The 14,515-nt window shown below is 42.6% G+C and carries 17 protein-coding genes; 8 read left to right on the top strand and 9 right to left on the bottom strand.

What is annotated here, in order from left to right; translation table 11 throughout:
* The 3 genes from DW677_RS16675 to DW677_RS16665 all read left to right on the top strand — a co-directional run.
* On the top strand, positions 1-475 hold a 475-nt coding region (locus DW677_RS16675), incomplete at its 5' end, for a JAB domain-containing protein (RefSeq protein WP_117567858.1).
* Between the two features lie 483 nt (positions 476-958).
* A complete protein-coding gene (locus DW677_RS16670) occupies positions 959-1,888 on the top strand; it encodes a hypothetical protein (RefSeq protein ID WP_117567857.1) in 930 nt (309 codons plus the stop codon).
* Between the two features lie 55 nt (positions 1,889-1,943).
* On the top strand, positions 1,944-3,059 hold the full coding sequence (locus DW677_RS16665) for a hypothetical protein (protein WP_117567856.1): 1,116 nt from the start codon (positions 1,944-1,946) through the stop codon (positions 3,057-3,059).
* Between the two features lie 52 nt (positions 3,060-3,111).
* Here the strand turns inward: DW677_RS16665 and DW677_RS16660 are convergent, their stop codons facing one another.
* From DW677_RS16660 to DW677_RS16635, 6 genes are all read right to left on the bottom strand, one after another.
* Complete coding sequence (locus tag DW677_RS16660) at positions 3,112-3,678, bottom strand: tyrosine-type recombinase/integrase (RefSeq protein ID WP_117567855.1); 567 nt, start codon at positions 3,676-3,678, stop codon at positions 3,112-3,114.
* A gap of 273 nt (positions 3,679-3,951) precedes the next feature.
* Positions 3,952-5,019 (bottom strand): DNA cytosine methyltransferase, encoded by a 1,068-nt coding sequence (locus DW677_RS16655; RefSeq protein ID WP_117567854.1) that lies wholly within the window; start codon positions 5,017-5,019, stop codon positions 3,952-3,954.
* Between the two features lie 15 nt (positions 5,020-5,034).
* Entirely contained in the window at positions 5,035-5,946 is a 912-nt protein-coding gene (locus DW677_RS16650) for a hypothetical protein (RefSeq protein ID WP_117567853.1), read from the bottom strand.
* Positions 5,947-5,960: 14 nt separating this feature from the next.
* Positions 5,961-6,170 carry a helix-turn-helix transcriptional regulator gene (locus tag DW677_RS16645; RefSeq protein ID WP_117567852.1) on the bottom strand — a complete coding sequence of 70 codons (210 nt, stop codon included), beginning with the start codon at positions 6,168-6,170 and terminating at the stop codon, positions 5,961-5,963.
* Positions 6,171-6,292: 122 nt separating this feature from the next.
* Positions 6,293-6,670, bottom strand: coding sequence for a hypothetical protein (locus DW677_RS16640; RefSeq protein WP_117567851.1), 378 nt, complete (start codon positions 6,668-6,670; stop codon positions 6,293-6,295).
* Positions 6,651-7,433: a ParA family protein gene (locus DW677_RS16635; RefSeq protein WP_117567850.1), complete on the bottom strand. Its 783-nt coding sequence runs from the start codon at positions 7,431-7,433 to the stop codon at positions 6,651-6,653. Before DW677_RS16635 ends, DW677_RS16640 begins: the two co-directional genes overlap by 20 nt.
* Positions 7,434-7,638: 205 nt before the next feature.
* Between DW677_RS16635 and DW677_RS19125 the strand changes: the two genes are divergently transcribed.
* Positions 7,639-7,764 (top strand): hypothetical protein, encoded by a 126-nt coding sequence (locus DW677_RS19125; protein ID WP_278287004.1) that lies wholly within the window; start codon positions 7,639-7,641, stop codon positions 7,762-7,764.
* Between the two features lie 716 nt (positions 7,765-8,480).
* On the opposite strand, the gene DW677_RS16630 is transcribed toward DW677_RS19125, so the two are convergent.
* From DW677_RS16630 to DW677_RS16620, 3 genes are all read right to left on the bottom strand, one after another.
* Positions 8,481-10,070, bottom strand: coding sequence for a type IV secretory system conjugative DNA transfer family protein (locus DW677_RS16630; protein ID WP_181968389.1), 1,590 nt, complete (start codon positions 10,068-10,070; stop codon positions 8,481-8,483).
* A 17-nt stretch (positions 10,071-10,087) separates the two neighbouring features.
* Positions 10,088-10,921: a plasmid recombination protein gene (locus DW677_RS16625; protein WP_181968388.1), complete on the bottom strand. Its 834-nt coding sequence runs from the start codon at positions 10,919-10,921 to the stop codon at positions 10,088-10,090.
* Positions 10,922-11,374: 453 nt separating this feature from the next.
* Entirely contained in the window at positions 11,375-12,106 is a 732-nt protein-coding gene (locus DW677_RS16620) for a hypothetical protein (RefSeq protein ID WP_117567847.1), read from the bottom strand.
* Positions 12,107-12,438: 332 nt separating this feature from the next.
* Between DW677_RS16620 and DW677_RS16615 the strand changes: the two genes are divergently transcribed.
* From DW677_RS16615 to DW677_RS16605, 4 genes are all read left to right on the top strand, one after another.
* Positions 12,439-12,870, top strand: a complete 432-nt coding sequence (locus DW677_RS16615; RefSeq protein ID WP_147324978.1) for a hypothetical protein — start codon at positions 12,439-12,441, stop codon at positions 12,868-12,870.
* Between the two features lie 331 nt (positions 12,871-13,201).
* Positions 13,202-13,333, top strand: a complete 132-nt coding sequence (locus DW677_RS19120; protein WP_278287003.1) for a hypothetical protein — start codon at positions 13,202-13,204, stop codon at positions 13,331-13,333.
* A gap of 90 nt (positions 13,334-13,423) precedes the next feature.
* The gene (locus DW677_RS16610; RefSeq protein ID WP_117567845.1) at positions 13,424-14,086 is read left to right on the top strand and encodes a DUF5688 family protein; all 663 of its coding nucleotides are present in this window, start codon (positions 13,424-13,426) and stop codon (positions 14,084-14,086) included.
* 55 nt (positions 14,087-14,141) lie between these two features.
* Complete coding sequence (locus DW677_RS16605; RefSeq protein WP_117567844.1) at positions 14,142-14,492, top strand: ArdC-like ssDNA-binding domain-containing protein; 351 nt, start codon at positions 14,142-14,144, stop codon at positions 14,490-14,492.
* Positions 14,493-14,515 lie beyond the last annotated feature (23 nt).

Genomic DNA, 14,515 nt, shown 5'->3' with positions numbered 1-14,515 from the left:
GGATGTACGGGAATATGATGTGTTGATCAATGAAAAACGTGTTCCGTATCTCAAAGAGATCCGGAACACGGGGTTGACGGATGCGGACTGTTATTGCAGTCCGCAAAAGATCAGTCAGACGGTTCGTTGGCTCTATCATGCGGAGCAACTGCCAGAAGAACATGTATGGCTTCTCGCGTTCGATGCAAAAAATCATTTGATTGGAATCTTTGAAGTTTCGCGTGGATCGTACACACAGGCGGCACTCAATCCGGCACAGATTTTACAAAGGGCATTGCTTTGCGGAGCTGTGGGAATTGCGTTGGTACACAATCATCCGAGTGGAGAGCCGGAGCCGAGCAGAGAGGACCGGATCGTTACAGAGAGAATCAAAGCGGCAACGGATTTATGCGGGATCGCATTTCTTGACCATGTGATCGTGGGCGGTGCCTGGTCGGGAAAGTTTTACAGTTTGCGTGAGGCTGGAGTGATTTAAATGACATGCCGGGGACGAGTGCCCCGGCACAAGGGAGGCCCCGAAGCTCCCCGGCCTTTCAGGCCCCGCCCCCTCCCTTGACCCTCCCGGGAGTGCAAGAAGAGTCAAATACCCACTAAATCAATAATTATGCATAACAATAACATTGAATAACAAATGTATAACATTAGAAAGAATGACTGCCGGATACTAAAACAAAGCTTATATACAGCCGACTACTGAATACACCCGCACTTGACTCAAGACATAGACCTGACTGAATGCGCACATGCCAACTAGATACACTCGAATTTAGCCAAATGTTCGCGCGCTGCCCAAAAGACACAAATTCAAAAAAACACCTTCCTGATAAAAACACAGCAAAATATATAACAATAACATAGTATAACAAATGTATAACATAAACTTGACAAGAACTTTCACTCATGATATATTTATAGTAACAAATCGAACGGGAACCAAATAGAAAGGCAGGAAAGAAAAATGGGAGACATTAAGCAGACGAACTTCCGAATTGATCAGGAATCAGCGGACGCATTCCGAAAGTTTTGCGAGGAAAATGGGATGAACCAGGCACAGGGGTTTGACCATATGCTTCAGGTGCTGGAGTTAAACCGGGCAAAGGCTATGGTGCCGAACAGTGCGAAAGACATCGAGACGTTTGAAATGCATGTAAAGAAAATCATGGAATCGTATCTGCAGAGCGTGGAGGATTATAATACAGCGAGAGAAAGTGCCAGGGAAGAATTTGCTTCAGCACTGACAAGTAAAGATAAGACCATAGCTTCATTGCAGGAAAAAGTTGCGCAGCTAAAAGCGGATAAAGAGATTGCGGAGACAACAGCAGCTAACGCGGATCGAATTGCAGATCAGGCGGTTAAAGAGGCTTCCGTGGCGAAGGACCAGGCAGGAACGGCATTAAAGCTGGCTGAAGAAAAGGATAAGACGATTGCAACGCTGGCCGATAAGCTTGCTGTCGCAGAAGGTAAGGCAGAGGGATACGATGAGTTGAAACAATCCGAAGAAGCGGCGAAGGGAAGAATTATCGAGCTGCAGAAGGATGTAGAAAATTTAGAAGCGGGGTTTGAACGGGAATTAAAGGCAAGCAAAGAGGAAGCAGATCGGACATTAAAGTCTACACAGGAGGCATCCGACAGAAAAGTGGCTGAACTGAAGAAGGACCATGAGACAGAGATTCGTGAACTCAAAACAGACATGGAACGAAAAATATCAGACGCTCAGAAGGATGCTGCACTTTCCTGCGCGAATGAAGTTGCAAAGAAAGAACGTGAAATGAACATCACAATCCGGGAAGCGGACAAAGAAAATGCTCGCCTGCAGGCGCAGATCGAGAACCTCCAGGCTAAAATTGCGGAGCTGACGGCTGCGCTGAATGTCAAAACACAGGAATAATGGAAATCATTCCGAAGGAAAAGAGTCAAGGAAAAGTCATTTTAGGAGAATTTGTATGAAGAATAGAAAACACATGTTAATGCGAATTGCTGCTCTTGCAATGATTGCAAGTTTGTCTTTTTCCACAATGACTGCATTTGCGGACTGGGAGCAGCCGGAATGGGACGTATGGAAATACAAGAACAGTGACGGTACCTATGTGACCTCATCATGGAAATGGATTGACGGAAAGTGCTATTGCTTTGATCCGAATGGAATTATGTATAAGAGTACCATAACGCCAGACGGTTACAAAGTAAATTATCACGGAGCTTGGACTATAGACGGTATCATACAGACAAATGTCAACACTCCAGAAACTTCTGATCCCGATCAGTATCCATTGGCATATTTAAAAGATTGGTTTGTATTTACCGATAACGGAAGTTTAAGAACCAAATGGTCAAGATATTTTCTGTGGGAACAACATCCAGAACTTGAAAATGCGCGAAATGAAAAATATGGATATGTCGGCACGGGAGATTATGTAATGACGAAAGCTGCTAATGACCATAACATTCTTTATCAGACTGCAGCGGATATAGGTTCAGAGCCAATTTATGCAGTTGGACGACTTGCAGGAGTTCAAATGCCAGGATATCAGGCGATTGAAAATGATGCTAGAACATTAGCGTTGGAAAAAGAAATACGGGATTTTCTCAATAGCTTCGATTGGAAAAATGCATCAGATTTCGAAAAAGCGGTAAGGATCGCGCGACGTGTCAATCAGGCGGAATATGATAATACAACCGATAGGTGTAGTCTTGCAGATGGATGCCTGGTCGATGGCAAAGCGGTATGTTCAGGTTTTGTAAATGCAGCTAATTTATTAGCCTGGTGCGTTGGTTTACAATCTACATGCGCATTCGCACCGAATCACACGTACGCAGTGTATTGTATAAATGGAATATGGGTAAGCCATGAAGCAACATCTCATGATGAAACATTTCATATCATGGATCCGCAGAAAGATATTTATATGATTGGCTCATATAAGAAATATGGAGTCTTGGCAGAGTATTGTGATCGAACCGGTTACACCGTTCCAAGCAATGATGTGATCTTATCGCGACTGGAAGGTCATGCAAGGGTCATTGACAACTTGGGACGAATCGCAGTATATTTTGATTAAAATTACTAAGGCGTGGTTGTTCATTTGGTTGAGCAGCTACGCCTTTTAATGATTATATGATGAAAACATGTTTCTGGATCGCATCTTCAACTGCCTGAGAAGATCTCTTAATATACCGCTGAGTGGTCACCGTGGAGCTGTGCTGAAGGAGTTCTCGCACCAACTCTATATCGTGACCATTTGATTCATAAAGATCGGAAGCAAAGAACTTCCGGAAGGAATGCGTCCCAATGTTCTCATACCCCAGATAATCCGCAACTTTCTGCAGATGCTTCTGGACGGCCCGCGTGGTGATCGGGAAAATGACGTCTGTTTTCCCAATGCTGTTTTCGCTACAGTACATGAAAATAAACTGATAGACGGCCAGTGGGACAATGAATGTCCGTTTTTTCTGCGTTTTCTGCTCTGTGATGTTGATTCGGTAGTTGGATCCATCTTTGATGAAGTCGGATAAATGAAGCTGCAGGATATCCTCGATTCGCAATCCCAGGTTCGCTTCCAGAACGAGACAGGCCGCGATCCGGTTGTTCGGTCGGAAACCGGAGCCTCCGGATCGCATCGTATCTATGATTTCACGGAACTGTTCCAGCGTCAGGGCAACGGTCGTTTTGTTTGCCATAAGTTCGTTATTTCTCCTTTAAAAGTTCGTATATATTCAAGTATATTCACACTTTGCCGGAAAGTCAACAAAAAGTAGTTCGTATAATCATCATTATACGAACTATTCGGCAACACCGCTGGTGCGCATGGTGCAACTGGATTGTGGAAGGAAAATACCATCGGGAAATCTTGAGTTGATTTTTGCATTATCATAAAAATAGAGGGGGCAGATTCCCTTTAAAAAGGAGCTGCCCTACTTTCCCCGAACCGAGTGTTTATCCACGGAAAAATATTATTTTTTATTCTTTGATTTATCGGATTTATCGGATTTATCGATTGTAACAACTTTGGCGCCCTCTCCATTCAGATAAAGCTTAATGGCTGTTGCAATCTCATAGGCAAGATTAACAGGTACCGCGTTTCCGATCATTTTGTAGGCGTTATTTGTGTCCTTATAGATAAATTTGAAATCATCTGGGAATCCCTGGACCCGTGCCACTTCTCGAATGGTCATTCTCCTATATAGATCTTCCATACCTTCAACAAATCGGCAATCATTAGTTCCGTAGCGGACCATCTTCGGAGCCTGTGGATGTAACTGACATTGGCGACCGGATGCTTGTACAGTAAAAGCCTGCTCGTCCCATCCTTTTACTCGATTTCGACTCATGAATATTGGAGAGTAAGCTCCGGTAAAGTATTCATTATTGTTGATTGCGTCAGGATTATGGTGGTTCTTTTCAGCAGCCGGGACGGCAGTTTCTTGCAAGTCCCATATAATATCCCGGAGAGTGATTTTTTTGGAATCATCTTTTGTTGAGCCTTCAGGAAATCCAAAGTCGATCTTTAAATCCTTTCTGAATCCGATATAAAATACTCGCTTTCTTTCTTCGGCAACGCCATAATCTTTTGCATTAACCAGAGTTAAAGATGTATCATATCCAGCCTCATCAAAAAGCTTCAGGATGTTTTGAACAGCTTCCGAGTGTCTGTTTGCCAACATGCCACTTACATTTTCCGCTAAAAAGAACTTCGGCTTAAATTCTTTGAGAATACGAATATAATCAAAAAATAGTTGTCCTCGTGCGTCTTCGATTCCTTTTAATGCTCCTGCTTCGGACCAGGACTGGCAAGGCGGTCCTCCAATAATTCCATCTACATCACCTGATAAATAGGGCAAGATATCTTCTTTGGTGATCTGACGTACATCACCTTCTATGAGATGTGTTTTGGGATGATTTATTTTAAAGGTTTCCCAAATGGTTTTATCATACTCGTTTGCTACTGGAATATCAAATCCCGCTCGTTCAAATCCGAGATCAAGTCCTCCACATCCAGAAAATAAACTAATAATGTTCATATGTTATGCATTCCTTCATTTAATCTTTATTAGATGCTCATCAACATCTATACCAGGTTCCAGATCGGCTGCGTTTAACTTGCCAAGATATTGCAATGCACGCCTAACCAATGGAGCCATATCGTTTTGACCAGTGAAATGTAAAGGTTGATCATAATGGAATTTTGGAACCATTTTTCCATCCACTATGTCCCATTCAATTCTGACTGCTAAATATCTAGGACCATCAGCGCGTTGTACATCTGTTCGATAGTTATTGGCAGTAAAAATAAAGTATGTATTTCCAATGTGGAGATCATCAATTAACTGCATTTGTCCAATGATGTCATTCGATGATTTAATATTTTCAATGCTTGTGGTAAGCAGATAGTCTGCGATTCCTGAGTTTGGAACAACTCGCCCATTTACAATAGAATCTCTTTTTGGCGCAGTTAAATTGGTACCTTTGTAAACGTAATCTTTGATTTGCTTATCATTTAAAGGTATAAGCGCAGACAACGCCCGCTCTTCATCTGCAATTTCAAGTTTCCAACCAACGGTAATGGAATTTGGCTTTATGTTCCCTGAACCTGAAGGATATATAAGAGGTCTATTTTCAAAAGAATCTTTAATTGAAGAACTTGCTTCGATGAGAACAGACTCCCAATCTGGACCCAAATAGGCTTCCATAGTCTCTTTCCTTAGTTTGTTCTCAAGAAATTCTTTGTTCCAATTTTTGACTGAGATTTTTAATACAACTTCTTCTGCAGTATCCTGGACTTTTGAACGAACGAAAACGTCAGTCTTACATTCACCTTCGCCACCTTGAGGTCTCGGTTTTCCAGCCTCTATTACTTCACAAAGTTTCCCATAATAGTTAAAGAGCCGATCGGTTTCGAACATCTTGATAATATGCTCTTCCAATAATCTATAAGTTTTCTTTCCCATAAAAAACACCTTCCTTAGAATGTATCTTTCGTATCTCTAAGTGTCATTGTGACATTGAAATCACAATTTAGGATGTCTGCAATATGTGCCATATCGTTTTCAGAAAAATTATCACGTTTCATGCGCCCATAGAGACTTTGCATAGATATGCCGAGCTTTTGAGCCAACTCGGTCTTTGACATTTTTCTTTTTACTAAAACCAATTCTATTTTTTCAGTGAACATAGGTTACCTCTTTCTACGATCGTAATTATGGACATTTATCTAATATTAAAAAAATATTATTTAATATTAGATAAATAGTTACTTAATATTAAAAAACTATTTTTTAAATATTGAATAATCGATTAGCGTTGATGATTTTCCTTGTACTCAAGTAAAGCCCGTTCGATATATTTAGCTAATGAAAGCCCTTCTTGATTTGCCAATGCAAGGAACTCAGCGTGCATATCTTCAAATAGGGTAATCGTGAGCTGCTTTCTTTTTTTGAGTCCTCTGGACTCATTGGTTGGACGACCGGGATCGCGCTTTTTTGTTTCGGAAGAAGAAATGGTTTCTTTTGCTAAAGCCAAATCTTTGTTTTCAGATAAAACATCAGAAGCTGTCTCAGGTTGTTCCTTCTCGGAAATAGAAGTATCAAGGCCTTCGGCATTTATCGGCGGTTCGATTTTTGCAGATCGTCCCATCAACGAGTTCTTAACGCTATTACTGTACCCGTGTTTCATCTCTCAGCTCCTTTAAAATTTCGTCAGCCAACTGTACATAGTCAACTGCGGTTGTACAGCTGGGAGCATACTGAAGGAGATTCTGGTTCAGCGCTTGTGCCTCCTGGCACTTAACGGATTCTCTTATTTTCGTATGGAATAATTTGGTATCCATATTTGCGATGATCTCAGGAATCAAATGATCCTCCAGGTCCTTGGTAAGGGACTGCCGTCCTTTGTATTTGATCATTACAACTCCCAGAATTTTAATTCCTGGATTGATACGCTTTTTGTAACTGTTCATTACCTCAACGAAATCAAGCATTCCCTGAATCCCAAATTTATCGGCAGTGATTGGCATGATGATGTAATCTACGTATGATAGTACATTTCCTAACATAACTCCATTCCCTGGTGGACAGTCACAAATGATAAAATCATATAAGGAATCGATTGACTTGCAGGCATCAGAAATATGGTAGAATCGATCAGCATCTGCTTTGATCTGCGTATCAGCATCTTGCAGAGCCTGATCGGATGCGATGATATCACCCAGAGAAGTATGTTGAATACATTCTGAGGCATCCGTATTGCAGTACATCATATCTGCCAAAGTGGATGAATTGGTAGAGGCATTGTAAATGCCGGTTGCACTTCGCTGCGGATCCGTGTCAATGAGCAGCACTTTTTTTCCTTTTTTCTGCAAGACATCGGCGAGACAAAGGGCAGATGTCGTTTTTCCAATGCCACCTTTCATGTTTGCGAGAGCAATTTTTATTGCCATAAACGTGTTTCCTCCTTTGGAGAATTGACAATTAACTAATATTAAAAAAATATTAAATAATATTTTAAATAATATTTTTTTAATATTTTTTAAAATTGATATATGTATTTACATATATCATAATACATAATATCTCAATTTGCAATATTAAAAAAATCAAGAAAATAGTTTAATTTTCTTGATTTTTTTTTATGGATGATGTAATATGGAAAAGACAAACGAAGACAAAAAAAGAGCTGCCATTGGCGTGGCAACTCTTTCAAAACAATATGAAAGCTTTTGGAGTTTGGCGACTCCGGATAGCTTAGGCATTAACACCCCATACCCATAGCAGGATTAGCTTATAACCTTCTCTATTATTATAGTGTAAAAAGGTTCTTTTTGCAATCCCAAATTTAAGGGAAAAACTATCTTTTGCTGATAAGAACGCCGTAATGGTGATGAGTTGGTGTGTGTATGTGCATTGGCTTATTGCTGTTGCGGCTTTTTTGTTTGTTTTTCTGCTCATCTTTAAGATGAGAGGACCATGGTATGGTACATACTATACGATGCCATTGGTTATCTGGTACGACATTGGCCAGTATAAATAATCTGGAGTCTGAGCCAGCTCATTCAGGAGAATGGTTCCGGTCTCCTGCAGACCAGTCTATCCTGCAGGAGTGACGTCAGGGGTTGAAGGCGGAAGAAAGACCTCGATAAGCCTACACCAGGCGCTTGCCTGGCATGGTTAAAACTATCCCGTGGGGGCAAGATACGCGCTGCTATATGGTATTGAGAGCAGAGGGAATACATAGATATACCGAAAGGTTAAGCACGTGGAGAGGCGTTTGGCGCGTGTAGAAAGTGTACGGCGATCGTGTGATTGCTGAGCTAGATGGACAGGAATACGGATACCTCAGGCGATATACGGCCAGTTGATTCGGTTCGGGGGAGGCTTTTCTGCAGACATCTGCAGGGAAAGTCTGCCCTGAAGCCGTTTCCTAGACTCGACCAGCCTATCCGCTTCGCGTTGTGCTGTCAACGATTTTTTTCTTACACCGTAAAATCCTATTCGAAGCAGTTTGTTTTTTGAGCTTGTATGTGTTTTCCGTCTGCACAGATCACGACGTCTTCACCGAGATTTCCAAAGTCTTCTGGTTGATAGATGTATTCTCTTGCTTCCGATACCGTTCGGGAAACAACTTTTCCATTCTGGGAGCTGGTGATTTTTAACACTTTTTCTGTACCGATAAACTGCTGGAAGTACGTCCGGTCTTTTGGATCCTGTGCACCCATGATGGAAACGTATTTGCAGTTATTGATGATACTTCTGTAGTTCTCTTTGTATTTGCTTTCCAACTGGGCGATAGATTGCATCGCAACGAATAGAGAGACTCTTTTGCTTCTAAGCGTTGAGAAGGCGGTCGATAAAATATCCCAGTCAAAATTGAGCTGCGCAAATTCATCCAGTAAGAAAATAATTGGTCGTGCTTTTTCTCCGGAAGATACGTCCGGTCTTCGCAAAAAAGATGTCATGAAGGTCTGGATCATGATTGATGATATTTTCGAATATTTTTCAATCTTGTCTTGTGGCAGTTCGATATAAATGTCGTATCCATCTTCAAGATCCTGAGGGGAAAGGGTATTTTCCGAGTGATCCAGGAGGGTATCTAACGCTCCTGCGGTAAAGTTTCTTATACCAACGCAGGCGGTATTATAGCAGCCGTATACATTAACTTCGTTGGTTCCATAATAGCTGGCAAGATAATTTTTTGCTTCTTTACAATCGCTATTAACGATCGTTTTCACCCACTGGATCGCATTTCCATGTAAAAGTGCATAGATAATTTCTGAAAATGAGGTTTGGATATTTTCATGCAGCATGTAGAGAGCAATACCGCAAAAAAAGTCGCGAGCACCTGGAATAAAATATCGGTCCTTCGGATTTTCTTCCCAAATTACGGAAGCGAAAGAGTGGAGCAGGGACTCTCTTTCGGTCATTGACATGGCTTCAATCCCATGCAAAGGATCAAAATGACAGCTGAGAGGATCTTCCGGGTTAAATATTTTGATCTTTCTTTTTCCACGGGTCCAGTGTAAAATATCTCCTTTGATGTCTATGACCAAGACGGAACCGGAGAATCGTAAAGCAGTTGGGATGATCTGGCTAGTGGTTTTATGTGTACCGGGACCGCCGAAAAGTGCCAAATTTCCTTCACCATCCGAGTCTCTTTTAATTAGTCTCATACCGACTTTTCCAAGAATGACACCTTCCGCGTCACGCCAGGATTCGATGGGAAGGGTTGATACATCTAATTGGTATGGGTTGGCATCCTGGAAGTAATCAACCAGCTCTGAATAGCTTCTCGTATAATGTGCGTGATCTTTGGTGTAGGAGGAATGTCCTGTGAGATCACGATACCGGATATTTCGGATGGTACGGAAATATAGATAACACCACAGGATGATGAAAAAAAAGTGCGTTGTATGCCGGTAGTGGGCGAAACTTAAGCGTATGATACTGTCACTGTTGGAACGGAATAGGAAGAATCCGATCACAAAAGATAAAAAGTAAAACACTACAGCCAGAATGGCGAACGAAACTACTTTATAGTGGTGTATGTAATAATGCAAATCTTCTTTCAAATCTTCACTCATTTGTTTGCTCCTTTCTTTTACCAGCCGGAATGCGTGCCCCAGGAAGAAGAGGATCCAGATCCCCATTCCATTTCGATATCGGCCTGTTTGTTTCTTTCCAGTTCTTTTTCTAATGATCGAATGGTTTCTTTTAATGCTTCATTTTCCAGTTTGAGACTTTGAAATTCTTCCCTGGCTTTTATCATTGTCCGGGTCTCTAACTTCAATTCTTCAACGGTTCGATTCCTTCCTTCGGTAATACCGGAATTCACATTGACATGGAATCCATGGGAATCCAGCCATTTCTGGTAGTTGGGATGGAATTCCTGCAGGTGTTTTTTATTAAGAAGGTCATTTGCGGAAATTTTTTCTTCAAATGTATTCTGTTTAATGATATTTCCCTTCTTATTTGGCTTCATAAAGGACTTGTTTTGTACGACCGGAATAAAGGTATAGTGCATGTGATGTTGTCCAGCCACATGATTTCCGGAAGAATCCTTAACTCCTTCATCCATATGAACGACACACTGAATACAGTTCTTTTCGCCATACAGGGAATTGAGATATCGGTAGGACTCTAAAAAAAATGCTTTTTCCTGTTCTGCAGGAAGGTTTTTTGGGGCTGTGATCACCCACTGGACTGCAGTATTAACATCGCTGCGTCCATATTTATATACTTCTTTTATCCGTTGATTATAATACCGCCGGTTTTCGGCGGCGGTTGTGCCTCGATCCGATGGAGTCAGCGAATAGTTTTTTGCGGACTGTGCATGGTCGATATCAATGTTGCTGGGAAGTTTTCCGGACTCCCTGGTAACGTGTTTCAGCTTATACAAGACCTGGTTATCCGTATATTTTTCCATGCTTGCCATGATGCTTTCTCTCCTTAGATTGTGATATGTCATCCATTCCAGAGCTGGCACTGTCAGGTCCCCAAAGGTCGCTCGACGCTCTCAATGGGACTCTGACAGTGCCAGCTCTTCCATTTCTGCCATATAAAGGTATGGCAGTTTTTTTCAAAAACTCCCACCACGTCGTCTGCTCACTGTTCAGTAAGCAGACGACGTTTCCCTTGTCCAAAGGGGCAGCGAGCTGCTTCCCCTTTGGAAATACCCCTACGCACCAAGGGGGCGTGCCCCCTTACAAAGCGAAAAATTCATCGCTTCCGCCTCTGAATTTTTTAGCTTTTATCCCCCATGCATCAGAAGGATAAATCCGTCTGATGCAGAGGGACTGCCGTCCCTCCGGAACAAAGTTCCTACCCTGCATGCGATCGTGAGGGCTTCATCGGATGCGGTAAGAGAAGGACTTAGCTGGTTTTGATGTTACACATCTCTGACGATCATAGCGCCGTATGGAGGATCATAAGCTGGCTTTGTCGGATCCCCCTTTTCCTCGATGGGGAAAATACCAAATTGCGGAGCCTCATACCACTGCTTGATCAGTTCCAGACCTTCTGGATCTGTTCTATCGCCATCGGGGATTGGACGCTGCATATTGTAGATTCGCGCAAAATCAGAATACACCGAGGCACAGGATGCGAAGACTCTATCATCGAGATCTGCCGGATAGTCGGAGGCAGATGCAAAATTGGAGAAAAAAACAAAGTGCGGGATATGATATTTTTCACAGTTACGTGACTCTACAACGCCGGCATACATGCACTGATCTGCGCTGCCATAGACATCTGGCAAAACGATCCAATCCTCCGGAATAATCACATATCCTTCCTTCAGATAGATTTTTTTCATGCCAGGGTCAATCTCAGGAAGCTTAACGCCGCAGTATTCAGTGATTTTTAAATACTGTTCGGCCAGAGAAAGCTTTTCTTCCCGGAAATACCCTGTAAGCGCATTGGCAGCCTCTTTTTCTGCAATGTAACGTTGCTGGCAGCATGTTCCAATATCCTGCAGGACATCAGGAGAGGACTGAAGGAAAACCTCGATTAACGTGTTAATTACATCACTATTAGAGCTGTTTCCTTTTTTTGCTGCAGCAATCATCGACTGATAACAGACAGGCTTAAAATCAATAGATACCTTTTTTCGCCCAAACATTTGGCAGTCTCCTTTCGGTGAACAGATTTCATTATCATAATAACATTATTTGTGTTATTGATTTGTAACACGATTATGCATATATAATAACACAATTATCGGCGCTAAACAAGCTGGTTTCTATGCGAATGTTGTCGATTTTTTTTATAGACTATTTCCGCATTCTGGAATTATGCTATGATAAGGGGACAAGGTAGCCGGATGCGCTACGAAAAAAACAGATATCCGTTACCACTGCCATGCCCGCATTGCGGCGAATGTTGGCGCCGGTTGAACGGGGAAAAAGGGGCATGAATTTCATGCTCCTTTTTTCATTAGGGGGGAATTTTGAGATGAAAGAAACATGGATGGAAATACTGCTTCAGGAATATGACAGAGATCTGCCGAAAACGGTACCGAATGAGATTCGGAAACTTGCTGCATGGATTGTGTTTCGGTTTGCAATCCCGGAAACGGAGCTTCCAAATCTCTGCTGGCTGCTGATGAATAAGAAGGAAGGAAAGAATCCAGAGAGGGATGGAAAAGACATTTGGGAAGCGTACCGTTTTTATATTGGAAAAACGTTTTTTGGAGCGCTGGATCACCTTTTGATTCATGGAGATCTTCTGTTATCGGAAGTTCGCTATGGGTTGAAGGATATCCGACAGCAAACACGGATCCGGATCCGGAATACGAAAAAGGGAGCTGCATTCATCGAAGAGCAAAAGAAACGATTGGATCAGATCGAAAGAAACCTGGAGTTGATCGGGATGGAAACAGAATGATACGGAAGGGAAGAGATCCTGTGCTGAAAAATGCATAGGGTCTTTTTTTGATGCAAGCACCATTCCCACTGTGCCTCCGGCCCAGGCCTGCCCGAACTCCCAGGCCTCCGGTCTGGTGACCGGAGAAGGAAGAAGAAAAGTCCCCCTCCTCGAACGGATCCCCCAGAGGGATCCCCTGTTTTTTCTGCGGTCACGGTGCTGCATTGATCTTCTTTCTCTGTGCTTTCCGTTCTTCGTCATCGGTTTGCTTTGATGCATCCTATACCAACGCCGCCAGAATGCAAGGATAAAATGAATCCGTTCCGGATCCTTGCATTCTGGCGGCGTTGGTATGGAAGGGATGCACGCAAACCCGATAGATGACGACGAACTCAAAAAAGCACAGAGAAAGGAGATCAGGACAATGCAGGCGGTGACCGCAGAAAAAACGAAACGCTCCCCTCCAGAAAAACTCAGAATCTAAAAAATCACATTTTGGGGTTCGACCCAGACGGTTTTGGCGAACCGAATCAGAAAAAAACAATATGAAATAAGCAAAATGGAGGACCTTATCATGTTAGAAAATACAATGGTTTTACAGAATCAGGCAGGAATGGATCAGCGCACATACGAGACGGAAAAAATCAAAGATCTGGGAAAGAAACTGACCCGTGGGTATGTTTTATCAAACATCAGCGTTTTGCTGAGAAAGCGGACAGAGGACGAGATTGCGAAACGGTTTTATGAAGAATTTCCGGATCTGGAAGCGTGCCTGTGCCTGAAGGAAGAGCAGGAAGATGGATGCACGTTGTCGTGCCTTTTTGATAAGGAGTTTTTGGAGTTGATGGAGATTCCGGAAGAGGAAGCGTGGAAACTTGCGATGGAACATGTGCATGATGATACCAGAATCGAAAATTTTGGACAGTTGATGTCAAGAATGTTTCCGAATGAGGTGCTGAAAGAAGCGGAAGAAATTGCCATGTATATTGTGACGAATCACAGCTGTAATCGAGGAGCAAGCGGAATTCTTGACAGAACACGAATGGAGGAGTTTGCAAGAGCGCATAACACGAAGGCAATCATGGCGATTCCGTCATCCATCCATGAGATGATTTTACTTCCGCATCCGGAGTATTTTAATATTGACATAGTAACACGAACCATTCAGACCGTAAACGCGGAAACAGTATCCCCAAAAGACCAGCTTGGGGATCATCCATATATCTTATTTTTCTAAGGATTAAAAGCAGAAGGGAGGGAGCCGGGGCGGTCACTGACTGCCCCGGGGAAAAATGACAAACGAGACCATCATTTTACAGGAGCGGCTAAGGCTCATGGAAGCCGGAACCATCGGAACAACGGGGAACTACTTAGAAATCGAGGGAGAGGATGGAGAGAAGAAACGGATTCCGGAGCCGGAAGAGATTCACACCTTCCTTGTATGGAAGGATCTGGGATTTTCCATTAAAAGAGGACAGAAATCGACCATTAAGATTCGAATCTGGAAACATGCCGTAAAAAAGGCAAAAGAAGGAGAAGAAACCGATACAGAAAGAATGTTTATGAAAACAGCGAGCTTTTTCACATGGGCGCAGGTGGAGCCGAGCAGAGAGGAGAAGGGGCATGGATGTACGGGAATATGATGTGTTGATCAATGAAAAACGTG

Source organism: Clostridium sp. AM25-23AC, assembly GCF_003435125.1.
GTDB lineage: Bacteria > Bacillota > Clostridia > Lachnospirales > Lachnospiraceae > Pilosibacter > Pilosibacter fragilis.
Note: the sequence above shows the minus strand (reverse complement) of the source record. Positions and strands in the feature narration are given on the sequence as shown.